The sequence below is a fragment of the Rhizosphaericola mali genome (genome assembly GCF_004337365.2).
Taxonomy (GTDB): Bacteria; Bacteroidota; Bacteroidia; order Chitinophagales; family Chitinophagaceae; genus Rhizosphaericola; species Rhizosphaericola mali.
Genome location: NZ_CP044016.1, coordinates 2811972 through 2837606, shown reverse-complemented (window position 1 = coordinate 2837606; position 25635 = coordinate 2811972). Strand labels below are relative to the sequence as shown.

24 protein-coding genes, 1 tRNA gene, 1 other RNA gene and 1 pseudogene are annotated in these 25635 nt (G+C 32.9%); 18 read left to right on the top strand and 9 right to left on the bottom strand.

Going from position 1 to position 25635, the window contains the following annotated elements; translation table 11 throughout:
* Window positions 1-49: 49 nt before the first annotated feature.
* The 5 genes from fsa to E0W69_RS12175 all read right to left on the bottom strand — a co-directional run bounded on the left by fsa (window position 50) and on the right by E0W69_RS12175 (window position 2977).
* Window positions 50-706 carry a fructose-6-phosphate aldolase gene (fsa, locus tag E0W69_RS12195; protein ID WP_131330335.1) on the bottom strand — a complete coding sequence of 219 codons (657 nt, stop codon included), beginning with the start codon at window positions 704-706 and terminating at the stop codon, window positions 50-52.
* Window positions 707-793: 87 nt separating this feature from the next.
* Window positions 794-893, bottom strand: an RNA gene (ffs, locus tag E0W69_RS12190) — signal recognition particle sRNA small type.
* Window positions 894-985: 92 nt separating this feature from the next.
* Entirely contained in the window at window positions 986-1192 is a 207-nt protein-coding gene (locus tag E0W69_RS12185) for a hypothetical protein (protein WP_131330334.1), read from the bottom strand.
* Window positions 1193-1282: 90 nt separating this feature from the next.
* Complete coding sequence (gene hxpB / locus E0W69_RS12180) at window positions 1283-1945, bottom strand: hexitol phosphatase HxpB (protein ID WP_131330333.1); 663 nt, start codon at window positions 1943-1945, stop codon at window positions 1283-1285.
* Window positions 1946-1990: 45 nt separating this feature from the next.
* Entirely contained in the window at window positions 1991-2977 is a 987-nt protein-coding gene (locus E0W69_RS12175; protein WP_131330332.1) for a pyruvate dehydrogenase complex E1 component subunit beta, read from the bottom strand.
* Window positions 2978-3324: 347 nt separating this feature from the next.
* On the opposite strand from E0W69_RS12175, the gene E0W69_RS12170 reads away from it, so the two are divergent.
* From E0W69_RS12170 to der, 4 genes are all read left to right on the top strand, one after another.
* The gene (locus E0W69_RS12170) at window positions 3325-5070 is read left to right on the top strand and encodes a POTRA domain-containing protein (RefSeq protein ID WP_191967831.1); all 1746 of its coding nucleotides are present in this window, start codon (window positions 3325-3327) and stop codon (window positions 5068-5070) included.
* Between the two features lie 171 nt (window positions 5071-5241).
* A tRNA-Met gene (locus E0W69_RS12165) sits at window positions 5242-5313 on the top strand.
* A gap of 88 nt (window positions 5314-5401) precedes the next feature.
* Window positions 5402-6274, top strand: a complete 873-nt coding sequence (gene era / locus E0W69_RS12160) for a GTPase Era (protein ID WP_131330330.1) — start codon at window positions 5402-5404, stop codon at window positions 6272-6274.
* Between the two features lie 31 nt (window positions 6275-6305).
* Window positions 6306-7628 (top strand): ribosome biogenesis GTPase Der, encoded by a 1323-nt coding sequence (gene der / locus E0W69_RS12155; RefSeq protein ID WP_131330329.1) that lies wholly within the window; start codon window positions 6306-6308, stop codon window positions 7626-7628.
* Window positions 7629-7676: 48 nt separating this feature from the next.
* On the opposite strand, the gene E0W69_RS12150 is transcribed toward der, so the two are convergent.
* From E0W69_RS12150 to E0W69_RS12135, 4 genes are all read right to left on the bottom strand, one after another.
* On the bottom strand, window positions 7677-10304 hold the full coding sequence (locus E0W69_RS12150) for a TonB-dependent receptor (RefSeq protein WP_131330328.1): 2628 nt from the start codon (window positions 10302-10304) through the stop codon (window positions 7677-7679).
* Window positions 10305-10359: 55 nt separating this feature from the next.
* Window positions 10360-11196 (bottom strand): GLPGLI family protein, encoded by an 837-nt coding sequence (locus tag E0W69_RS12145; RefSeq protein ID WP_131330327.1) that lies wholly within the window; start codon window positions 11194-11196, stop codon window positions 10360-10362.
* Between the two features lie 56 nt (window positions 11197-11252).
* Window positions 11253-12080, bottom strand: a complete 828-nt coding sequence (locus tag E0W69_RS12140) for a GLPGLI family protein (protein ID WP_131330326.1) — start codon at window positions 12078-12080, stop codon at window positions 11253-11255.
* 71 nt (window positions 12081-12151) lie between these two features.
* Complete coding sequence (locus E0W69_RS12135) at window positions 12152-12379, bottom strand: hypothetical protein (protein ID WP_131330325.1); 228 nt, start codon at window positions 12377-12379, stop codon at window positions 12152-12154.
* Between the two features lie 118 nt (window positions 12380-12497).
* On the opposite strand from E0W69_RS12135, the gene dprA reads away from it, so the two are divergent.
* The 14 genes and pseudogenes from dprA (at window position 12498) to E0W69_RS12065 (ending at window position 25577) form a co-directional block, all read left to right on the top strand.
* Complete coding sequence (gene dprA / locus E0W69_RS12130; RefSeq protein WP_131330324.1) at window positions 12498-13601, top strand: DNA-processing protein DprA; 1104 nt, start codon at window positions 12498-12500, stop codon at window positions 13599-13601.
* A gap of 82 nt (window positions 13602-13683) precedes the next feature.
* Window positions 13684-15189, top strand: coding sequence for an IMP dehydrogenase (gene guaB / locus E0W69_RS12125; RefSeq protein WP_131330323.1), 1506 nt, complete (start codon window positions 13684-13686; stop codon window positions 15187-15189).
* A gap of 113 nt (window positions 15190-15302) precedes the next feature.
* Window positions 15303-16430: a C40 family peptidase gene (locus E0W69_RS12120; protein WP_191967830.1), complete on the top strand. Its 1128-nt coding sequence runs from the start codon at window positions 15303-15305 to the stop codon at window positions 16428-16430.
* A 74-nt stretch (window positions 16431-16504) separates the two neighbouring features.
* Window positions 16505-17491 (top strand): ABC transporter ATP-binding protein, encoded by a 987-nt coding sequence (locus E0W69_RS12115; RefSeq protein ID WP_131330321.1) that lies wholly within the window; start codon window positions 16505-16507, stop codon window positions 17489-17491.
* Between the two features lie 91 nt (window positions 17492-17582).
* Entirely contained in the window at window positions 17583-19421 is a 1839-nt protein-coding gene (locus tag E0W69_RS12110; RefSeq protein WP_131330320.1) for a S41 family peptidase, read from the top strand.
* A gap of 2 nt (window positions 19422-19423) precedes the next feature.
* Entirely contained in the window at window positions 19424-19642 is a 219-nt protein-coding gene (locus E0W69_RS12105) for a hypothetical protein (RefSeq protein ID WP_131330319.1), read from the top strand.
* 35 nt (window positions 19643-19677) lie between these two features.
* Window positions 19678-20724, top strand: a complete 1047-nt coding sequence (locus tag E0W69_RS12100) for a hypothetical protein (protein ID WP_131330318.1) — start codon at window positions 19678-19680, stop codon at window positions 20722-20724.
* A 146-nt stretch (window positions 20725-20870) separates the two neighbouring features.
* Window positions 20871-21569, top strand: coding sequence for a response regulator transcription factor (locus E0W69_RS12095; RefSeq protein ID WP_131330317.1), 699 nt, complete (start codon window positions 20871-20873; stop codon window positions 21567-21569).
* Window positions 21570-21658: 89 nt separating this feature from the next.
* On the top strand, window positions 21659-21943 hold the full coding sequence (locus tag E0W69_RS12090) for a hypothetical protein (protein WP_131330316.1): 285 nt from the start codon (window positions 21659-21661) through the stop codon (window positions 21941-21943).
* A 93-nt stretch (window positions 21944-22036) separates the two neighbouring features.
* Entirely contained in the window at window positions 22037-22171 is a 135-nt protein-coding gene (locus E0W69_RS20710) for a hypothetical protein (protein WP_255478200.1), read from the top strand.
* Window positions 22172-22181: 10 nt separating this feature from the next.
* Window positions 22182-22625: a cupredoxin domain-containing protein gene (locus E0W69_RS12085; RefSeq protein WP_131330315.1), complete on the top strand. Its 444-nt coding sequence runs from the start codon at window positions 22182-22184 to the stop codon at window positions 22623-22625.
* Window positions 22626-22632: 7 nt separating this feature from the next.
* Window positions 22633-24326: pseudogene (locus E0W69_RS12075) on the top strand (cbb3-type cytochrome c oxidase subunit I).
* Between the two features lie 20 nt (window positions 24327-24346).
* Window positions 24347-24982 carry an SCO family protein gene (locus E0W69_RS12070; RefSeq protein ID WP_131330312.1) on the top strand — a complete coding sequence of 212 codons (636 nt, stop codon included), beginning with the start codon at window positions 24347-24349 and terminating at the stop codon, window positions 24980-24982.
* A gap of 1 nt (window position 24983) precedes the next feature.
* Window positions 24984-25577, top strand: a complete 594-nt coding sequence (locus E0W69_RS12065) for a c-type cytochrome (protein ID WP_131330311.1) — start codon at window positions 24984-24986, stop codon at window positions 25575-25577.
* Window positions 25578-25635 lie beyond the last annotated feature (58 nt).

Genomic DNA, 25635 nt, shown 5'->3' with positions numbered 1-25635 from the left:
GCAATTAGAAAATCTAATTGCTGTTTAATATTTTTAAAAGACTTAAATCTTATGCGAATTTTTTCGCATCTTCTAAGAATTTAGCCAATCCACTTTCAGTTAATGGATGTTTCAACAATCCCAAAATTGGTTCTAATGGAGATGTGATAACATTTGCGCCAGCTTCAGCACATTTGATGATGTGAAGAGAGTTTCTGATAGATGCAGCAAGGATTTGAGATTTGTAACCTTGGATTGCATAGATATTTGCAATTTGAGCGATCAAATCAACACCATCCCAACCTGTATCGTCAACACGACCTAAGAATGGAGAGATATAAGTAGCTCCTGCTTTTGCAGCCAAGATAGCTTGACCAGCAGAGAAAATCAAAGTACAATTGGTACGGATACCGTTATCTGTAAAATATTTGATTGCTTTAACACCGTCTTTGATCATTGGTACTTTAACCACGATATTTGGGTGAATTGCTGCTAATTCTTTACCTTCTTTAATGATATCTTCGAATGTTGTAGATACTACTTCTGCGCTGATGTCACCATTTTCAACGATTTCGCAAATTGTTTTGTAGTGATTCAATACCGCTTCTTTACCACTGATACCAACTTTGGCCATCAAGGAAGGATTGGTAGTTACACCATCTAAAATACCTAAATCGTTTGCTTCTTTAATCTGTGCTAAGTCAGCAGTGTCAATAAAAAATTTCATAATTTAATCGATTTATAGATCCACAGATATTGTGGTAAATTATTATTAAGGAGCTTTTTTTAATTGAAAGATGAACGAGTCAATTAAAAAAGGCAGGCTGATTACATCGCACCGCTACAACCATTTACTCTTGCTACCTTCCGGTCCTGGGAGGGTTCAACAGGAGCTGGTCGTGTAAGACCTGCCGGGTGCAAATGTAGTATTATTTTTTATTAATTGGCAAAAAATAATAGAAAAAAAGAAACCCTGCAATTTGCAGGGTTTGAATTAATGATTTTACTAGAAATCTTGTTTTGCTGTACCGTCTTTGATAGCTTGTAAAGCTTTTGCTTCACCTAGTATAGCACTCATTTTATTTCCTTTACCATCGTTACCTTTAGCGATATATCCACCTCTAGCTGTTTTTGAAATTACCGCGTCGTGCATAGGCACATCTTTTTCTTTGGTCTTAAGGCAATACGCTTTAATAAATTTTGAAGTGTCCATAATTTATTTTTTTTGTTTTTATAAAAAGTCAGACTTGTTACAGCCTATAGTATAGGTCAATGTCAACAAATTACTGATAATGAAACGAACTTATTTTTGTTGCAAAAGATCTAAATGCAACTTGTTGAAATTGAGCAAAGAAGAAATTTTTAGATTAGCTGCTGCCCACTTTTCTTGTTTGTAATGTGCATATTCTGGTACGACGACCGTTGTCATTCTAGCAGATAAGGCTGCTATCATACCGTTAAATGAATCTTCAAAAGCAATACATTCTGTAGGTAAGCTGTTCAAGGCTAATGCACAATTAATATATACTTGTGGATGTGGCTTACCATTCAACAGATTTTCTGCAGAGGTTGCCTGTTGTATATATTGTTTGATGCCAATAGCTTCTGTGACTTGCTCTATTAATTTCATAGGAGAGGAAGATGCAAGACCGATTTTGAAACCTTGATTTTTAAAGAATTCAAATATATATGGCACGCCAGGCATAATTTTACCTTTTTGTGCAATTTTTTGAGAAACTTTATTCAATATTGTATCTACTGCTTCATCCATCAAATTGGCATCTATTTTTGCATAAGAGAACCATGTGTGCACAAATTCCTTAGTACGAAGCCCTGTTGTTGTAAGATATTGAGCATCAGATAATTTGAATTTATATATTTCAAAAGTTTCCTGAGCCGCTTCTTTCCATAATGGTTCACTGTCGATAAGTAAACCATCCATATCAAATATAACCGTGTTTAGCATTCTAAATTTTTATTCCTTATTCAAAATCGAGTAGTAATTGTACAACTATTTTTTGTTGTACATTACTTCTTTAACTGTTTGAATAATCTTTTTCGCATTTGGATTATATGCTTCTACTAAATTAGGGGCGTAGTGCATAGGAGCATCCAAACTATTTAATTTTCTGATAGGAGCATCCAAATAATCAAAACCTTCTTTTTGGATTTGGTAAGCCAATTCTGTACTTACAGATGCAAAAGGCCATTGTTCTTCAACAATTACCAGTCTATTTGTTTTCTTTACGCTTTCAAGAACTGTTTTCCAATCCAATGGACGGATAGTTAATAAATCGATGATTTCAACATTAATACCTTCTTTTTCCAATTCAGCAGCTGCAATTTTCACTTCTTTCATGATTTTGTTGAAAGAAACAATTGTTACATCAGTACCTGGTTTGATAACGGCTGCTTTACCTAATTCAATGTAATATTCTTCTTCAGGTACTTCCCCTTTATCTCCATAAGCAACTTCACTTTCCATGAATACAACAGGATCTTCTTCATAACGAATCGCTTGTTTCAAAAGACCTTTCGCATAATATGGATCAGTTACAGATACCACTTTCAATCCAGGGATATTAGCATACATACTTTCAAATGCAGTAGAATGTTGTGCACCTAGCTGACCAGCACTTCCGTTTGGTCCTCTAAATACTATTGGACAATGTATCTGTCCACCACTCATCGCCAACATTTTAGATGCGGTATTCAAAATTTGATCCAATGCCAATGTGGCAAAGTTCCAAGTCATAAACTCAACTACTGGTCTCAAACCATTTTGAGCAGCACCTACACCTACAGCCGCAAAGCCTAACTCGGTAATCGGTGTATCCAAAATTCTTTTTGGACCAAACTCAGCCAACATTCCTTGGCTCACTTTATAAGCTCCATTATATTGTGCAACTTCTTCACCCATCAAAAACACTCTCTCGTCTCTTCTCATCTCTTCATTAAGGGCTTCTCTTAAAGCTTCACGTAAAGCAATTTGTCGCATATATAAAATATTTCAGTTTAACTTAATTAGGAACGGCGCAAAAATAAAGTTTTCCGTATAAATATTTGCTCGTCTACGATTAAATTTAAATTGTATTGACTTAAAAAATCGGAGCGAATATAAATCCAAATATTTAATTATGACTCATTTGTATTTAATTTAACCCAATAAGAGCGTGAAAATATGTGCATATTTTTTTTCATATTTATCAATTCTTAACATGAATTTCTATTAGGTATATTTTTTTATAGCAATATGTATTGAAAATTAATCGTTTAGATGCAAAGTTTTATAATTGGATGAGCCGCCCGCTGAATTTACTTCTATTATTGTTAATATTTTTTCTTGTGAGTAAGATTTCTAATGCTCAGGAAAAAATAGTGCCTACATATAAAATATTGTACCATCTTGTGGACTCTTCTTCTGTAAGTTATTCTTTGAATACGGATTTTGATAATGGGAAAAAGGCGGATGATTATATAAAAACGATTCCTCAATTATTGACCGAACAAGGTTTTCTTGCTGCGTCAATTGATAGTTCAGTGAATGGGCGAGATACTTCCGAGTTGTGGTTGTTTCTCGGTCCCAAATATACTTGGAAGGATATCGTTATTAATGATGCAGATTTGCGATTATTAAATGAGTTGGATCTTGGAGATGTGCTGCACGCCAAAAAAAATATCACTTATGGTATCATTCAACAAATGGAATCTAAAGTTTTGGATTATTATAGCAATCGAGGTTATCCATTTGCAAGTATCATGTTAGATAGCGTTCAGTTGGAAAATGATTCAATTACTGCGCAGTTGAAAATTGCCAAAAATGGCTATTATACCATAGATAGTATTAATATCTCAGGAACTGCCAAAATCAGTCAAAATTTTATTCATCGTTATTTGAATATGGGTAAAAAGGAACCTTATAATTTGTCCAAATTAAAAACGATCAGCACACAAATGCAAAATTTGACCTACGTATCGCAAGAGCGACCTTGGGATATTACTATGGCAAATACTGGTGGGATGGTCAATCTTTATTTAGCGCCTAAAAAAGTCAATCAAATTGATGCGATTATCGGTTTTCTTCCTGCAAATCAAGAAGAAACAGGCTCCAATAAAATGCTCGTCACGGGGCAGGTTAATTTAAATTTGCAAAATGCATTTGCTGCAGGGGAGAGTTTGCAATTTAATTGGCAGCAATTACAAGCTAGATCACCGAGATTAAATTTTGCCTTCACGCGGCCTTATTTATTTAACAGTCCGTACGGTTTGGATTTAGCATTTGAATTATATAAAAAGGATTCTTTGTTTTTAAATGTATATGCTAAAACCGGTATTCAATATGCGATATCTAATAATCAAACGGGATCGGTATTTATGCAATTTAATTCGACGAGAGCGATTTCAGTAGATACGGCAACCATTATAAGTACAAAAGAATTGCCGGACGTGATGGACGTTAGTTCGGTTAATGTAGGCGTACAATATAGTTTTATTAATACCAATTATCGTCTTAATCCACGTCGAGGTAATGAATTTAACGTAATGGTTTTGGCTGGTAGTCGCAAGATTAGTAAAAATGAAACCATTTTACAGATTTCTGATCCGACTTTTGATTATGCATCTTTATATGATACAGTGAAATTAAATAGTTATCAGGTAAAATTTGTGCTTGCAGAAAATCACTATTTCCCCATTGGACGACAAGCAACATTTAAATTGGGTTTGCATTCTGGGATATTTCAGACACCTTCCGCCTATCAAAATGAATTATTTCAAATAGGTGGTTATAAATTATTGCGAGGTTTTGATGAAGAAAGTATTTATACTAATCGATATGGAGTCTTGACAAGTGAGTATCGTTATTTATTTGGACAAAATGCCTATTTCTTTGGATTTACAGATTTTGGATATGCGGGGTATCATGTAAAAACTACCAAATATGATCATACTTATTTAGGTGTTGGTGGAGGTATGGCATTTCAAACCAAAGCTGGTATTTTGAATATCAGTTACGCCGTAGGCAAAAGAGACGATACTAAAATGAATTTGCAACAAGCGAAAATTCACATTGGATTTGTATCTGTTTTTTAAGTTGAAAAAGACCTTCAAAAAACTTTTTTCAAAATTTCTTCAAAAAAAGTTTGTCAGTTTAAAAAAGTCGCCCTATATTTGCAACCTGTTACGGAAACAAGGTGATACAGAAGTGGTTGAAAATGAGGAATTTGTAACAGAAAAGCGATTAGATTTATAAAATAATTATAGCGCGAGGTAGAGCAGCGGTAGCTCGTCGGGCTCATAACCCGAAGGTCGGTGGTTCGATCCCGCCCCTCGCAACTAAGCTTCGCAATTTTTGCGAAGCTTTTTTTTTCTCTATAATTCCATGTAAATTGCTATCTGAATATTTATTTGATCATTTATTGTTATGAAATCAGGCTTTGTAAACATTTTTGGGAAACCCAACGCTGGTAAAAGTACTTTGCTCAACGCTTTGTTGGGGGAGAAATTGGCGATTGTTTCTTCCAAAGTACAAACGACTAGAAATCGTATCAAAGGTTTCTTAACGGAAACGGATAAATACCAAATTATTTTTTCTGATACGCCGGGAATTATTGAACCCAAATACAAGTTGCACGAAAAAATGATGGCATCTGTGAAAAATGCATTGGAAGATGCAGATATTGCGTTGCTCATCGTAGATGTAAAAGATAATCTACAGGAAAATAATGAATTATTTCAATCCTTGAGATTAAAAGTGCCTTGTATCGTCGTCATTAATAAGATCGACAAAGTCTCTGCCGAGCAAGTCCTTGCTGCGAATAATTTTTTCCTAAAACAAGAGTATTGCCATTCTGTAATTGATATTTCCGCATTGGAAAATGACAATTTGAAAGAATTGGTTAGAAAAATTGTGGAATTATTGCCCAACGGTGCACCTTTTTATTCTGAAGACGATTTAACCGATCTGCCTACAAAGTTTTTTGTGGGAGAAATGATTAGAGAAAAAATTTATGAATTATTCGGAGACGAGATTCCTTATCATACAGCAATCATCGTTAACGAATTTAAAGAAAAAGATACACTTACAAAAATACAAGCGGACATCATCGTACAACGTGAAACTCAAAAAGGAATTCTGTTGGGTGGTAAAGGTGCTATGATCAAAAAAATGGGAACGCTCGCTCGCGTGGATATTGAAAAATTCCTCGACCGAAAAGTATTTTTGCAATTATATATTAAGGTTCGTCCAAAATGGAGGGACAATGAATTTCAATTAAAAGAATATGGCTATAAGTAGCCATTCAATTTTCTAAAAATAATTTTTAGTAATGAGCTATACTGTAGCAATCGTAGGAAGGCCCAACGTGGGGAAAAGTACATTTTTTAATAGATTATTAGAAAATAGAAAAGCTATTGTAGATGATGAAAGTGGCGTAACTCGAGATCGTCAATACGGCGTAACAGAATGGGCTGGAAAATCATTTAACGTTATCGATACAGGCGGTTTTGTCGCAGGATCGACCGATATATTTGAATCTGAAATACGCAAACAAGTGCATTTGGCAATTGATGAAGCCGATGCTATCATCTTTATGACAGATGCGACGACTGGGATTACTGAGTTGGATGATGCTGTTTTGAAATTGTTGCGTAGATCGACTAAACCTGTTTATCTAGCGGTAAATAAAGTAGATAATAGTAATCGATTGTTGGATGCGACTGAGTTTTATAGTATGGGATTTGAACATACATTTTTCATTGCCTCAGCAAGTGGTAGTGGTAGTGGAGAATTGTTAGATGCAGTAACTGCTCCTATTCCTGTGGAGAATGAGGAATTGATGGAAAAGGAAAGACTTGAAAATGACATTCCTAAAATTGCCATTATCGGTCAACCAAACGTAGGAAAATCCTCTCTTTTAAATGCATTGACTGGACAGGAACGTACTATTGTAAGCAATATCGCAGGTACAACTAGAGATACCATTCATACAAAATATAATCTTTTCCAAAAAGAATTTATGCTTATCGATACTGCGGGTATTCGTAAGAAATCGAAGGATAAAGATGATTTAGAATTCTATTCTATCATTCGTGCGATTAAAGCCATGGATGAAGCGGATATTTGTATGTTGGTTTTGGATGCGGAAAAAGGAATTACCGCTCAGGATATCAATATTTTCGGATTGGCTTCTAGAAAAGGGAAAGGGATTGTTATATTGGTAAATAAATGGGATTTGGTGGAAAAAGAAACCAATACAGCAAGAGATTATGAAGCTGTATTGAAGAAAAAAATTGCCCCATTTTCTGATGTGCCAATCGTATTTATTTCAGCTACGGAAAAAACAAGGATTTTTAAGGGTATTGAAACCGCATTGCAAGTATTTGAAAATAAAAAGAAACGTATCGCTACAAGTAAGTTGAACGATGTGATGCAAAAAGCAATTGAAGCATATCACGCGCCAGTTGTACGCGGTAATGCGATTAAAATCAAATATGTAATGCAATTGCCGACATTTGTGACTTCGTTTGCATTTTATGCCAATTATCCAGATGATATCAAAACTCCATATCGCAATTATTTAGAAAATCAATTGAGAAAAAATTTCGATTTCAGTGGCGTTCCAATTCGTATTTTCTTTAGAAAAAAATAGTATTTCAACATTATAGTTGAAGCGTGCATAAATTTTATGCGCGCTTTTTTATTTTCTGAAATAAAATCTAATTGTAGCCATTATTTGTCTTTCTCTTAGTTTATATTGAAGATAATTCGCATAGATCGATTGGATATTGTACTCTGTGTAATAATTTTTATTTAGCAGGTTTTGGCATTTTAATTCTAAGTCTATTTTTTTCTTTTTGAGCTGGTACAGATAGGATAAGTCTATAAAGGTATTAGTTTGGTTGGGATATCCTTTTCTTTTGTAGTTGGAATTGTTAAGTTGTATTTGTACTTGATGATTTTCTTTCGGATATAGGAATATGCTTGCCTTATTTTTCCAATTGTATATTTTATATGTGTTGGAATTATTTGCAGCTTGTCTAGTGTAATTATAACTTAATGTATAATTGAAATTGATCCAATTTAAGGATGTATTTTCGAGCGTAAGACTATAATTGTTGGATTGCTGGATATATTTAGTTAATTCGTTATTCAGAAACAAGAAGTTAGAACGATGCGTATTACTTGTATTTATTTTGATAGATGATTTTAGATATTGAAATCTTTTTGTAAAGTATGTAGCAATACTATGACTCGAAATGTTATTTTGATTCATCATATTAGTGTTATCACTTTGACCATTTTGATTAATGTCTGTAGTGTTTATCAAGTTATTTTGTTGAAGCGTATAATCGTAAATTATATTTGCAAATAATAAATGTAAAGGATTATTATACTGAATTGTATTGCTATAATTATTGGTTTTTATTTCTGAAAAATTACCAGAATTACTATACAAATTCAACATATTTACAATAGGTGCTAACATAAAATCAGAGGCTTCTGAGAATTGGTAATTCTTTGAATAACTGAATTTATATGTCCAAAAGTTGTTTAAATTATAACTCAAGTCCACATTCGGTACAAAAATGGATTTATGAATGTTTTTATTCAATTGATTAGCAATATCATACGCCTTAAAATTGTAATAATTATAAGGCAATGTTGCGGATAATTTTATTTCATCAGCCTCGTAATTGATATTTAACTTTGTGGATACTGTAGTTGTATTGTATCTCAAATGATTGTTATAGTATGTATCTGTAGTTTGATTTAAATCGTAAGTTGTCAAGTCTGATAAGTCTTTTTCATTTTTAGTGGTGAATTCCGTTGAAGGAACTATTGTAAATTTTCCATAGTTTAAAGGTAGAGACAATGTATGTATTGTTTCAAACTGCTGATGCTTTAGAAATTGCTCAAAATTGTTAGAATGTGTAACTATGGAATCTGGAAAAGTTAAATTTTGTATAGAATCAATTTGATAGTATTGTTTTTCATTGGACGCTTGTAGAAAGGATTTGATATTAAGCATTTTTCTCGCTTTTTTGTCTAATGGAATCAATATGCTCAGTGAGTTTTCGAAAGCATAAGAGGGTGAATTGAGATTTTGATAGTTTGGCAAAGCGTCAAATAAAGCGTTTACCTTGTCTGTGTTAGCATTTATTTGGTAATTTAAATTTTCTTTTAAATAAAAAGTATTTGTGTTTTTAGTTAGGGTTATTTTATTATCCCAATGGCTCGTATATATTTTACTATTACTTTGCCTTGTATATGCAATAGGTGCATTTATGGAAATTACACGTACTTGTTCTTCTCCATTTTCTACAGATCTATCATGTAAATAAAATGCATTAAAGTTAATTTCGTAATCTTTTTTAAGTTTTTTCAGAATATTGATGGAGGTAGATTGTGTATTGTTTCTTAGGTATCGATTTTGATTGATTTGTGAAGGTACGCTCACTTTGTAGCTAAAAATAGATGGTTGAATGGGTTTCTGTATTTCGTTACCTTCATATCCTCCAATTACTGTAAATGATTGAAGATTTTGCATTAAATTTTCTCCATTATTATTGGCTTGAATATCTAGTACCGCTTGTAATGGTTTGGTAAAAAGCATTGGCGTTGCTTTTACATTCCAAAGAAATGGTGATACTCCGATCCCTACATCAGCTTTTCCGGATACAGAAATTCCTTTTTTTAATTTGATATTCAGTGCTGGTTGGAAAGATGGTATTTTTCCATCTAACATTTTTATTGGCTGGTGTTGTTGGTATACTTCTACTTTGGACACGTCAAGTTGAGGCATAGCATTCGTGATAATATTATATCTACCTTGCATTAAATCTGATCCTTCCACATAAAATTTATTAATAGGTATTCCTTGAAATCGAATACGACCAGACTCGTCTACTTGTATTCCAGGCATTTTTTTCAATACGTCAGAAAGCGTTCGATCACTTTTGGAGGCAAAACTAGAAACGTCATAGGCTAAAGTGTCTTTTTTTGCAACAATAGGTGGAGATTTTACAATTAGAGTCTTCAGTTCATTTTTTTGTAATATCGGATGAATATCTATTTTCTGATTTAAACTCAAAAAAGCTTTATAAAAAGTGGCGTAATTAATGTTTTTAAATTCTAATAGGATACTATCTCCATCTCGGTTATAGGTAAAATTATAACTTCCTTCTTTTCCTAATAATTGATAATCTATAATGCTACTATCTTTTATGCTTAAAAGCATGATTGATCCATTAGTTATAGGATTGCCATATTGATCTAATACTTTGCCGCTGAATTGCACCGTTTGACTATGCAGATGTACACTCATAGTCAGAAATAGGATAATTATTATGCTTAATTTTCTCACGCTGCTTCCAAATCTTTTAATAGCTAAAAGGTTTTAATTCTAATGCATTGCTTCTTTGCATTTTCAGCTTTTTATAATATTCAGGACTTGTGAATTTAATAGAGTCTTTGGGATCTACATAATGCACTCCATCTTCTTTTTTTGATGTATAATTATATTCTTCATACATATTTAGAAATTCCTTTTTCGTAACAAGTAATGGTTTAGCGTCCGAATTGTCTTTGAACGTATAATTTTCGGGAGATAGATAGTATAAATTAAATTGATAATCTTTTGCGTCGTCTTCTAATGAAATAATCAGGCCAGGCAATCCGTAAAATTTATAAGGTCCAAAGGGAAATGGATGATCTATAGAAAACCAAGCGGTCCAATGTCTGCCAAATAAATTGCATTCCGCTTTTGTACAATTAAAGTTTTTTATTTTTTTTGCTTCATTGCTAATCTTCCAGTGGATTTTAAAGTTTTCTTTATATTCTGTGTGGATGTCATGAGTAGGCACATAGAGTATATCTTCTTTATATAAAACTTCATTATTGGCGGGAAAAGTAGTTATATTATAAATAAAATCTGAATAATATTTCATCATAACCCCCATTTTTTCTTGGAGTGAGGCGTTTTTCATCGTCGTATTTTCTACGCTATCCCAAGCATATCTTTGAAACGATCTGAAATAAGATTGTTCATTATTGAAAAATAAGATGAATTGTGTTTGGCTTATATGCTTCGATGTAGAATCAAGGCGATATTTTAAATTGTATTTGGCACGATAATCAAATTTTATTTCTTTCTGATTTTGTGCAAATAGATGTATGCTATTAAGACTGAAAAGCAACAATAGTAAATAGGTTCTCATAAGTCTATAATTATGAAAGTTAATGAATTGTAACAATATAATTAATTTCTTTTTAACTAATAGCTAAAAGGTTTTAGTTCTAATGCATTGCTTCTTCTTTTTCTTCTTTTTTCAAAGTATGCTGGGCTATTTTCGTAAATGGAATCTTTCGGATCTCCAAATTGGATACCGTCATTTTTTTTAGAAGTGTAATTGTATTCTTCATACATATTTAGGAATTCTTTTTTAGATACGAGTAAAGGTTTACCGTCCTCAATATTTTTGAATGTATAATTTTCAGGAGAGATATAATACAATTCAAATACATAGTCCTTTACATCATCTTCAATTGATAGGATTAAACCTGGTAATCCATAAAACTTATAAGGCCCATATGGGTATGGGTAATCTGTTGAAAACCATGCTGTCCAATGTCTTCCAAATAAATTACATTCTGCTATTGTACAATTAAAGTTTTTAATTTTCTTATTTTCTTTTCCTATTTTCCAATGAATTTTAAAGTTTTCTTTATACTCTGTATGGATGTCACGAGTAGGAGCGTAGAGTATGTTTTCTTTATAAGTGACCTCATTTTTGTATGGCGTTTCTATTATTTTATACGGGAAGTCTGAATAGTATTTCATCATAACCCCCATTTTTTCTTGGATCGTCGCATTTTTCATAGTCGTATTTTCTACACTATCCCAAGCATATCTTTGAAAAGATCTAAAATAAGATTGTTCATTATTGAAAAATAAGATGAATTGTGTTTCGCTAAAATGATGATTGGTTGAATCTAGACGATATTTTAAATTGTATTTTGCACGATAATTAAATTGTATTTTTTGAGCAAAAATGCCATAATTTGTTAATAAAATCAATATTGTAATATAAACAAAACGCATAGTCTTAGAATGTTTAAAGGCAATAGTTTACATGTTGAGTAAAATATTGCCTGTGAAAAAAAAGAAAAAAATTATGGCTTATCTACAATAACTACTTTTTCTAATGTCCAACCTGGACAATCGTCTGCTGTATATTCTGCAAGTTGATCATACATAGCATCCGCTGTCGGTTTGCTTGGATATGTTTTTGTATGATGTGTTCCACAAGGAGTGGTGTATGAAACACTTGTAGGTGCTTGCGCTATGGCAAAAAAGGATCCACTCAATAATAAGAAGAATAATAAAGAACGTTTTTTCATTTTGGTTAAATTTAAAAATTAGAGAAAACAATTAGTTAATTGGACTTAAATTTATACAAAAATTAAAAATTAACATTTTATTATAACCTAGATTTGATTCATAAATGTCTTTTTACAAATGAACCTAACTGAAAAACATTACCAACTCGCTTTGACGAAAGTGCCCAATATTGGGCCTGTGCAGATGAAACAATTACTGGATATTGTTCCTAGTGCAAAAGATCTGTTTACCATGTCAATAAAGGAACTATTGACTATAGAAAGTATGGGAGTTGTAAAAGCAAAAGCCTTTAAAGCATTTGATAGTTGGGATGAAATTGAGAATGAATATGATTTTATAGAGAAGTTCAATATCGAATTAATTTTTATAAATGATCCCCAATACCCATATAGACTCCGGCAAATTTCCGATCCTCCAACTATACTATTTAAAAGAGGAAATACGTCATTGAATCCTGAAAAATGTATCAGCATTATCGGGACAAGAGATAATACGAACTATGGAAAAACGATTACTGAAAAATTAATACAAACATTACAGAGTTTAGATGTGACTGTATATAGTGGATTGGCACTTGGGATTGATACTATTGCGCATAAGTCAAGTTTGGATAATCAACTATCCACTATTGGTGTTCTTGGTCATGGATTCAAACATTTGTATCCATATGAAAATAAAAAACTGGCAGAAGATATTCTAAATAATAATGGAGGTTTAATTACGGAGTTTTTTCATAGTACGATTCCTGATCGCTTTAATTTTCCATTGAGAAATAGGATTGTTGCAGGTATATCAGATGCAACTATAGTTATTGAAACAGCGATGAAAGGCGGCAGCATGATTACCGCACATCTAGCAAGTGACTATAATCGTGATGTATTCGCCGTTCCAGGCAAAATTTCGGATATAAAAAGTCAAGGTTGTAATCAGTTAATTGGAGATAATCATGCAGAAATTTTTATTTCACCTGAATATTTTATTGAAAAAATGAATTGGTCTGTAAAGCAAACCAAACCTCAAATTCAACGACAATTTTTCCCAGATTTAACACCTTTAGAAGAACGTATTGTACAATTATTAAGAAATCTATCCATTGTCTCAATAGATGAAATTCAACAAAATATATCCGAAACACCGAGTGTTATCGCAGGTGCGCTTTTGAATATGGAACTGTCTGGTGTTATAAAAACATTGCCCGGGAAAATGTATGAATTACTTTGAGTTATGCACAGGATGTGTGCGTAAGAAATAACATTTTTAAAAAATATTTGGAAGGAGTTGTTGTTGTGCTTTACCTTTGCACATGGCAACGAAAAAATCCTCTTCAGAAACCAATCGTGATTACGAACAACGATTGTTTGGTACAGGCCTTACATTTGATGACGTACTGTTAATGCCTGGATACAGCGATGTTTTACCAAAAGAAGTAAGCATCAAAAGTCAATTAACTAAAGAAATTTCCCTGAATTTACCCATTTTATCCTCTGCGATGGATACTGTTACAGAAGCAAGTCTGGCTATCGCATTGGCGAGAGAAGGTGGTATCGGTATTCTGCATAAGAATATGACGATCGAGCAACAGGCGGAGCAAGTGCGTAAGGTCAAAAGAAGTGAGAGCGGTTTGATCCTTGATCCGATTACTTTACATGAAGATGCTACGATCGGAGATGCATTGGGCTTGATGAGAGAAAATAAGATTGGTGGTATTCCAATAGTAGATTCAAAAAAATTATTAGTCGGCATTCTTACAAATCGTGATTTACGTTTTGAAACTAAAAAAGCTAAAAAAGTTTCTGAAGTGATGACTTCCGAAAACTTAATTACCGCGAAAGAAGGTATCGATCTTAAAAAAGCAGAAAAAATTCTACATCAATATAAAATTGAGAAACTTCCGGTTGTAGGTAAAAAAGGTGAATTAATTGGATTGGTTACTTATAGAGATATTTTACAATTGAAAAATTTCCCTAATAGTATCAAAGATAATTATGGTAGATTATTGGTGGGGGCCGCATTGGGTATCACACAAGATATGCTAGAAAGAGCTGAGGCTTTGATCAATGTAGGTGTAGACATAGTTGGTTTGGATAGTGCACATGGCCATAGTAAAGGTGTTATAGATTCTTTACAACTATTGAAAAAAACTTTCCCTAAATTACAAGTTATCGCAGGTAATGTTGCTACTGCTGCTGGTGCGAAAGCTTTGGCTGATGCAGGTGCGGATGCGGTGAAAGTGGGTATCGGACCTGGTTCTATTTGTACTACACGTATTGTTGCAGGAGCTGGCGTACCACAATTGACAGCAATTATGGAAACCTCGAATGCTTTGAAAGGAACCGGAATTCCTATAATTGGAGATGGAGGTATTCGTTATACAGGAGATATGGTTAAGGCCTTAGCTGCTGGTGCACAGACTGTTATGATGGGTAGTATTTTTGCAGGAGTGGAAGAAAGCCCTGGAGAAACGATCATTTACGAAGGTCGTAAATTCAAACAATACCGCGGTATGGGTAGTATTGGTGCTATGTCTATGGCCAATGGTAGTAAAGATCGTTATTTCCAAGAAAGTAATGATGCCAAAAAATTAGTACCAGAAGGTATTGAAGGTCGTGTACCTTACAAAGGTTATTTGCATGAAGTGATTGCTCAATTCATTGGTGGTTTGAGGTCAGGAATGGGATATTGCGGTGCTCGCACTGTAGAAGATTTGCAAAAAGCAACTTTTGTTCAGATTACGAATGCAGGTATGCAAGAAAGTCACGCTCATGATATTGATATTACGAAAGAGGCACCTAACTATAGTAGGAGATAATTTTTCGTTTAACAAAACATATAAAAGAGAACAATAAACTTATTGTTCTCTTTTTTTATCTTTGATAAATGAAAATTAAATGGCTATTTCTTCTACTTTTTAATTTGGTTATTATGTCAATACAAGCTCAATCATTGCAACAATCTACGATCGATAGTATTTCTAATAAAATATGGGCAAACATTCAACCAGATAAACAATCTAATTTTTTTGAATCAAAATTGTTAGAAGATGGATCTGTAAGTATTGTCTCTACAGATCAAAATGCCATCAACCTGTTGAAAAGTCAATTACCCAAAGGAATCAATACACATGAGAAGTTATTGCCTGTAGCATTTGCCAATGGTAAAAACTATGGAATTGTCAATCTTTCCGTAAGCAATCATAGAGCGGCTCCAGCGCAGCGTTCGGAATTGGTTACACAGGCATTATTGGGGACTTCTGTAGAAATTTTGGATACAATAGATGGTTATTTTATATGTAAAACTCCCGATAATTATATTTCTTATGCAGAGGGTGCGGGCATTTTTCCTGTAACAAGAGCCGAACAAGAAAAATGGAATGCCACTCCTAAAATTATTTATAATGAAAAATATGGAACCACTTATTCGGAATCTTCTAAAAAGTCGATGCCCGTATCGGATCTGGTAGCAGGCGATTTATTGGAATATTTGGGTAAAAAAGGAAAGTTTTACGAAGTAAGATATCCAGATGGTAAAACCGCTTTTGTATCTAAAAAAGAAGCTATGCCTTATGCAAAATGGCTCAAAACTAGAAAGCCAGACTTTGATCATGTGTTAGCTTCTGCAGAGTCTCTTTTAGGTACGCCTTATTTATGGGGTGGAACTTCCACTAAAGGGGTGGATTGTAGCGGATTTATGCGCACGAGCTTTTTCTTGAATGGTATTTATTTGGATCGTGATGCTTCTCAACAAGCATTAAATGGAGAATCAATTGATATTCAGGTAAATGGAAAAGTTGATTTGCAAAAAGCTATTAAAACGTTACAAAAAGGTGACTTGATGTTTTTCGGCACGAAAAGAAAGGATGGTTCGGATAAAGTGACGCACGTCGCCATGTATATTGGAGATGGAAAGTATATACAAGCTACAGGATTTGTTAAAATTTCTAGTTTGTACCCCGATGCATCCGATTATGATGCTTATCATGGAAGCCAATTTTTAAGTGCGAGAAGAGTATTTAATAAATTGGGAACCAAAGGATTAGAATATTTGAAATAATCAATTAAGTAATTTTATAATATTATTTTTTCGTAAAAATAGAGTTGCGTTATTTCAACGATTATCTTTGACTCATGCAGTTTTTAGAAGTACACAATATATCCAAATTGATAGGAAAAACAGAAGCTCTCAAAAAGGTTTCCTTTCAACAAGAAAAAAGTGAAAATGTCGCTATTATTGGCGAAACAGGCTCTGGAAAAAGTACCTTATTAAAAATTATTGGTGGTCTTATTCAAACAGATAATGGATACGCAGCACTGTATAACAAAAAGATTTTAGGCCCTGACGAAAAGCTTATCGCTGGACATGAAAAAATTGCGTATTTGTCGCAACATTTTGATCTTCCCATTCATTTACGTGTGGAGCAAGCATTGGAATATGCCAATACGCTAGAGGAAAATGTAGCAAAAGATTTATACAAAATCTGTCACATTAACCATCTATTAAAACGCAAAACCAATCAATTATCAGGAGGAGAGAAGCAACGTATTGCTTTGGCTCGCTTGATCTCTATGCAACCGGAATTGTTATTGTTGGATGAGCCATATTCTAACTTGGATCCAATTCACAAGTCCACGCTTCAGACTATAATTCAAGCAATTCAGGCAAAATGGAATATTTCCGTTTTGATGGTTTCCCATAATCCAAAAGACATTTTGGCTTGGGCAGATAAAATTATAGTGATGCAAAATGGCGAGATTGTACAACAAGGATCACCTGAAGAAATATACAGAACTCCTGCTAATCTTTACATAGCGCAATTGACAGGTAACTATAATATTATCAAATCCGGAATTAAAAACTTTTTATCGAAAATTACAGAAGTAGAAAAACATAAAATTATAGTTGTGCGTCCAGAATCATTTTCTATAGTGGATGCAGAAAATGCGAATCTAAAAGGAAAAATTACAGAAGTACACTTTATGGGTGCACAATATGAATTGGTCGTGTCTATAGATCAAACCTTAGTAAAAATAACTACGCCATTTAGATATTTTAAAGCAGGAAATTCGATTGATATCTATTTGTCGCCTAAGGATATTATTTATTTGAATGAATAAAAATGAACTAACTATAAAAAAATAAAAATAAAACTATTTGGGTTCGTCTTAAATAGTTTTATTTTGTAAAATATCAATACTAACTTTTTATATGAAAATATTATTTCATTTGTGTATCGGAATTTTATTTTCCCTAAATATTCTCGCCCAAAACAATAAGCATTATGTTCAGATTGCTCAATCTGCATATTCAATCTATTGGTTAGCAGAAAAATATCACGTGCAACCTCGAGCTATGGATAACCATTTTTCCAATGATATATGGAAAAGTTTTTTAGGTACATTGGATGAAAGTAAAATTTTTTTTACAGAAGAGGATATACAGAAATTAAGAGAATATCAAGATGTAATTGATGATGAAATTAGGACTAAAAAATATAGTTTTTTTGAAATTTCTTCTCAACTATTTGTAACAAGGCTAAAAAGAGCTGATTCAATAATTACGAATATTTTAAAGAGTCCATTTAACTACAAAATAAAGGAAACGTTTACTGTAACAGAAGATACTTGTTATGCAAAAGATGATAAACTATGGATAGATAAAATCAGAAAAACACTTAAAAAATATACATTAACTCATATTGTTGAGCAAAATTCAAATCCTACTCAAAAGCAAATTGATAGTTTGGATGTGGTGTATCGGAAAAAGGCTGCAAAAGTGTATAAGCATGTAATTAGAAATTTTTTAGAATCTCCTAATGGAACGATTAAGGAATTAGGCGATTATTATTGCCAAACTATTGCTTCTTGCTATGATCCTCATACTAATTATATGTCTTTAGCGGAGAAAGAAGATTTAGAAGAAGAATTAGGTCAAAAAACTATGATATTTGGTTTTAGTTTGGATAATGACGAGAATGATATAGCGATTATTGATAAATTAATTCCAGGAAGTGTGGCGTTTAAAAGTGGACAAATTAATAAAGGCGATAAAATCAATCGATTACAATGGGAAAATAAAAATGCAGTTGATGTAAGTGATGCTTCTGCACAAGAAATTAGTGAATTATTAAACCAAGATAACCATAGTAAGTTAACATTATTTCTCAAAAAACAAGATGGAAGTGAACGGATTGTCAACCTTACAAGGTCTGAAAATACGGAAGATGATGATAATAAAGTCAAAAGTTTTATTCTAAAAGGAGAGAAGACGATCGGCTATATTTCGCTTCCTGCCTTTTATAAAGATTGGGAACATGAAGAAAATATAGATGGATGTGCCAATGATGTAGCTAAGGAAATTGTAAAACTAAAAGAGGCAAATATTGATGCATTAATTCTTGATGTGAGATTTAATGGTGGCGGTAGTGTGAGTGAGGCAGCAGAGTTGGCGGGAATTTTTATTGATGCAGGGCCAATAGGAATTATGCATGTGCGTAATGAAAAGAATACTTTATTAAATGACGTTAATCGAGGAACTGTCTATGATGGCCCATTATTATATATGATTAACGGTTATAGTGCATCGGCGTCTGAGATTGTTGCAGCTGCCCTACAGGATTATAACCGAGCACTAGTTGTTGGCTCACGTAGTTATGGAAAAGCCACAGGACAATTAATTATTCCCTTAGATACGACGGTTAATCTTGAAAAATACAATGAATTGGATAGTTTAAAACAAGAATATTTAAAAATTACGTCCATGAAACTATACCGAGTAGATGGTAGTATGGCACAGTTTTATGGTGTGGCGCCAGATGTAGTTTTGCCAGATTTAAGTTCTATTTATCCTCAATATGAAGGAGATGAACCGTATGCACTAAAACCGGATAGAATTGCGGGAAATAAATATTATAAACCATTTGGATACCCTTTACCCAAATTCCAATCCTACGCCGATAGTGCCATGATGAAATCTAATTATTTTACGGAATTAAATAAAATAATTAGTACTGAGCACAAGCAATCTGAATTTATTGATATCCCCTAAATATGCAAACTTACATTGCTCAATATAGAGAAAATAATATTGATGTTGATTCCATAGGGCATGACAATCCAATTTATAAAGTCATTAATAAAGGAGAAGCGCAAGAAAAAATAAACATGAATAGCGACCTAAAGGAAGCTAATGATGTTTGGATAAAAATTTTGACCCATGACCCTTATATTCAAATGACTTATATGCTCGCTTTAAAAATGATAAAATAATTTTTTTAAAAATAAAAATTTTAAAACTAATACTTATGAAATGTAAATTCCCATTGCTTCTTATTTTTATAGCGCTCTTAAAAACTACTACTGCACAGACCTACAATGATCCTGTAAGTTATATGAATGCTATTTCGACTGCGGAAACTGAAATGAATGCTAACTATATGACCTACCTAAGTGCTGTTGCACATGGTCGTAGAGCTAGAAAAGTGGAAAAACTAAGACTTAAAACGGTTGAAGGTATTCAAGAGTGTAAATCTAAAATATTGAGCCTTCCTTATTATAAGGGAGATGCTAGTTTGAAAAAATCTAGTGTAAGTTATATTGACGTAGTCTATTACGTTTTTAATGACGACTATGCTAAATTGGTTAACAAGGAAGAAATTGCGGAGCAGAGTTTTGATGAGATGCAAGCTTATATCCTTTTAAAAGAAAAAATCGCTCAAAAATTGGGGGAAGCTTTTAATAAAATGCATGATAGTACTTTACAATTTGCCTATAGAAATAATGTAAAACTTACCTCTCAGAGAAGTGAACTTGGAGATAAAATGGAAATTGCTAACAAGTTGCAACACTATACCAATGATATGTTTTTAGTGTTTTTTAAATGCAATTGGATGGATAGTAAATTGACGGAAGCAATTAACAAAAAGAAAATAAATGATGCCGAACAAGCTAGGAATTCTCTTATTAAATATGCGGAAGAGGGTTTACAAGCATTAAAATCAGATAGTTTAAGAGCTTTGTCAGGAGATGCTAATCTTGCTATTGCTTGTGCTCAAGTTTTAAATTTTTATAAATCAATGGCACAAAATGACGTACCTAAAATGACGGATATGTTTATCAAAGAAGATAATTTTAGTAAACTGAAAAAGACATTTGAGGCGAAATCTCCTAAAGACAGAACTAAGCAAGACGTTGACGCCTATAATAAATCAGTTAATGATATCAATGTGGCAGTTAATACTTATAATAATACCAATAATAATGTAAATAAAAAAAGAACTGAGATATTAACGAATTGGGATAATAGTCAAAATCAATTCAATGATGTACATATGCCATATTTTAAAAAATAATTTTTAGTATTCAATTTTAATTTCGAATATATTGACAAAAATCAATTGGAATAATGAATACAATTATTGCACATTTATAGAGTTGGTAATTTTGCATATTGTTATCTCTCGTTGAACGATCGACGAAACCTTAAATTTTATACAATATGTTGACTTTAGGTGTTGCTGATTCTGATACTTTATATCGCTCTACTTTAATTAGTGAGATCTGTGTACGTAGTGATAGAAAAGTTTTGTTTTGTGCTGCTAATGGTTTGGAATTAATAGAAGATCAACAAAATACTCCTGCAGATATACTCATAGTAGAATTATATATGCCTGTGATATCGGGAGTCGAGGCCATCAAAGTTTTACAGAAAAGAAATAAATATTCTAAAATACTTGCCATCTCTGCAATTTTTCAACCAGAAATGCCAAAGCTTTTACAAGATCTAAGGGTTAATGGTTATTGTTCCAAAATAAAAGAAGATGTTGTTGTCGCTATGGAAATATTACAAAAAGGAGGTACATATTTTGATGGGACATATTTTCAAAAATGGGAAAAAGACGGAATGCGTTTGATTAAAGAAAAGCATACACCGTCTTTAATGGAAGAGCTTAAATCAGTTGAAATAAATATTATACAACACACTTGCGAAGGAAAATCAAATAAAGAAATTGGAGATATTTTAAGTTTGAGTAAGCGTACTATTGATACCTATACAAGAGATTTGCTTCTCAAATTGAATTTAAAAACCAAAATAGAATTGGTTAATTATGCAATGAAACATGGCGTGTGTAGAACCTCTTGTCAGAGTAGTGATTTGGGATATTGCGCATGTAAAAGTCTTTTTGTAAAGGATTAAAAGAAAATGTATTTTATACTGAGAGCGATACGAATAGTATCGCTTTTTTTATTGCGTATCGTCTCTGGTTTGTCATTTTTTTTAAAATTATGAAGTATCGTATTTGTGCGATTGCCCAAGATATCGAAGGCTTCTACCTTTACACTATTAAAGAAAAAGACATTTACCACTACATAATAGGAGGGAATATGAATAAGGAAAAAGATAATAGTATCGGACTCGACAAATTACAAAATGACTTGTCTGTAACGAATGCCAAATCTATCGCAGAAGTAAACCAAGGAGAATGTCAAAATTGCAAAAAATGTAATTGTCAATCACAAAAAATATTGGACAATATTCAGACTACTATCAAAGATAATTTGAAAAAATAATATAGTAACAATATAAATTTTTAGTCTACGTAGAGTATGTAAAATGCTTTACTAGGGGATTCTATTCTTATCACTTAATAAAATATATCAACTATGGACAAAGAACATGATTCATTTGATGAAAATTTCCGACCAAAAGGCGCTATAGTTTTCTTTTTACTATTATTGCTGTTATCTGCTTTGGTTTGGTTTGGTATTTACAATATTCAATTAGAAAGACATTCTTAAACTATTTCAAATGAACAAATACGAACAAAGAATTATTCTAATCACAGGTTGTCTGATGGGATTATTTCTATTTGCAATTTTATACAATGTTTTTAGCCGAAAAATTGATGTGCCTGCTTGTACTCCATTTAGTACAAACTATGAAAAGCCTCAAGTTAAAAAAGTCGATAGTCTGCGTTATGAAATATATGCGATAGCGCATATGTGGACATTTGAGCCCAGTGACATAAGTGTGCCAGCAGGGAGTACGGTAGATTTATATTTGACAAGTACAGATGTAGTACACGGATTTGATATAGCTAGAAAGGATATCAATTTGATGGCAGTACCCGGTGGAGTTACCAAAAAAACAATTCATTTCGATGAGCCAGGAGTCTATCATGTGGTGTGCCACGAATATTGTGGTGCTGGACACCAAAATATGATGGGAGATATTAAAGTTACTTATAAATAATTACAAGATGAAAGTTTCTAAATCTTATAAAAATACAATATTAATAACCTTGTTTTTTCCTATGACGCTATTTATTTTAGGGATTTACAATGGATTGATGCAGGTATTATATCGCTCTGGTATATTATCTCAAGCTTCTTTTTTGAAATTAAATTATTATCAAGGCCTGACGATGCATGGCGTGATTAATGCGATAGTCTTGACTACATTTTTTGCCGTGGCATTTGGTCATGTAACCATAACCCATTATTTGAAAAAAGAACCACCAAAATGGTCCTATAAAATAGGAATGTGGTTAATGATTATCGGTACTTTGATGGATGCATACACTATGTTGATTGGCAAGGCACAAGTTCTCTATACGTTCTATGCCCCTTGAAAGCCCACCCTTTATTTTATATAGGAACTGCTTTGCTAATCGTAGGTAGTTGGTTTGGATTTTTTGGATGGATAAAAATCTGGTTTGAATGGAAAAAAGAAAATCCAAATAAGAAAATGCCTTTAGGTGTACTTGGGACTTTCGTTAATTTTACAATTTGGTTGACTTGTTCTATTCCAGTTGCCTATTCTGTTTTAGTATTGTTGACTCCATGGAGTATGGGATTAACCAATTCATTGAATGTACCATTAACTAGAATGTTGTTTTGGATGTTTGGTCATCCATTAGTATATTTTTGGTTGCTTCCTGCATATATCATGTTTTACACAGTATTGCCTAAAGTAGCAGGAAGCAAACTATACTCTGAAAATGCCGGAAGATTAGCATTTCTTTTATTCTTAGTTCTTTCTATTCCTATTGGAGTTCACCATCAATTTTCCGAACCAGTTTTTTCACCAACGGTTAAATTGTATCAATCGATTATGACATTTGGAGTAGCAATTCCAAGTTTTATGACGGCTTTCAATATTGCAGCAACATTGGAATATGGTGCTAGAAGGAGAGGAAATAAATCCTTGATGGGATGGGTGAAAGATCAGCCTTATTTCCAAAAGAAAAATTTCCTATTTGGATATTTAATTTGTGGATTGATCATATTTGTTTTTGGAGGATTGAGTGGTATTGTAAATGCCTCTTATAGTTTGAATTCCGTCGTACATAATACTGCTTGGGTTCCTGGTCATTTTCACATGACTGTTGCTGGTCCAGTTTTGCTTGCTATTTTGGGAATGAGTATTTATATGTATTCTCATTTATCAGGTAAACCGATTAAAAATGAAGGTTTCGTTACTATTTGTCCTTACTTATGGATGATTGGTATTATGTTCTTTTCGCATGGATTGATGGCAGGAGGCTTGATGGGGGAGCCAAGAAGAACCAATATGGGCTTATCTTATACCAATCCTGAAAGTCCTCTATATAATCCACATTGGGTATTTACGGCAACTATTGCATTGATTGGGGGTATCATAATGACAACTGCAGCAGTGCTATACTTTATTGCGTTTTATAGAACTGCTTTGGGTAAAAAAGTAAATGAATCTGAATTGGTATTACCAGAATTCGAGGAGTTGCATGAAGAAAAACCAGTGAGTTTGTTATTGAATATGAAACCTTGGTTGGTGGTGATGGTGCTGTTGATTTTCCTTTCTTACATACCTGCATTGATGAGTGTATTCAAATATAGCGCTCCTGTAAAGAATAAATTCAATGTTGAAAGCCCAGTGAATTTAATCTCTTCAAATAAAGATCAAGCAAAATAATTTTTTTAAAACGTTTAAATATGAAAAAACATAGTTCTATTTTCCTATTTATCTGTTTGGCAGTAATCTTTCCTGTATTGGCATTTGGATTGGTTCATTGGTATCAAAATAATGTAGATGAATTACCCTACTATGGGAAAGATTATCAATTGGCAAATAATACAAATGAAAAATTTGTAGTGGGTGATTTCAAATTTGAAGATCAAAATCAACAATTATTTGATAGTCAAAAACTAAAAGGTAAAGTTTGGGTGGCTAATTACTTTTTTTCCAATTGTAAAACTATTTGTCCTATTCTAATGCCCAATATGCGTGTCGTTGAAAAAGCTTTTGATAAAAATAGTGATGTGCAAATCGTATCGTTTACAGTTGATCCGGAAAGGGATTCTGCGCAACAACTACATTCTTATAGTCAAATTATTGGAATTGAGAATTCTACTTGGCATCTTTTGACGGGTAGTAAACTATTACTTTACCGTTATGCACGTAATCAATTATTTGTGACAGCTAGTGATGGCGATGGTGGTGCAGATGATTTTATTCATAGTGATAAAGTTGCATTAATTGATCGGAGTGGTCACATTAGAGGTTACTATGAAGGGACGGACAAAAAAGATATTCAAAATCTAATTAGAGATATTAAAAAAATATTATAGAATGAAAAAAATAGGTTTGTTATTAAGTTGGTGTATTTGCACTATATTATATGCAAATGCTCAAGATGCAGCGGCAGGTAAGGAAATATTTACTCAAAGATGTACTTCTTGTCATGCTGTTGGCAAACAAGTGGTTGGCCCAGATTTGATGAATGTGGATCAAGAAAGATCGGAAACGTGGATTATCAATTTTGTACATTCCTCTCAGACCGTGATTAAAGGTGGAGATACTGCTGCCGTACGTCTTTTCGGAGAATTTGGAAAAACAATAATGCCCGATCATCCTGATTTAAAAGATCAAGATATTAAAAATATTATCGCTTTTATAAAGGAAGAAAGTGCTCGTGTAAAGGATATGCCAAAAGGTAATGGTAATCTTCCTGATGCACCTCCTATATATAAGGTGGATAATCCCAATAATATATTACATAAAATGATTTTCTTGGATGTAAATGGCGCATTTAAACCGATGGACTTTCATCATTATTTTTTCTGGACAGCATTAGCGGGAACAATTATATTACTTGTTACGGCATTATTATTAGCAGTGAAATTGGCAGATATTAAAGAGGATAAGAAACACAAATCAATATAGTTTTTATTAAGGTGATAGAGATAACGACCACGCGACCTCATTCTTGGGGTCGCTTTTT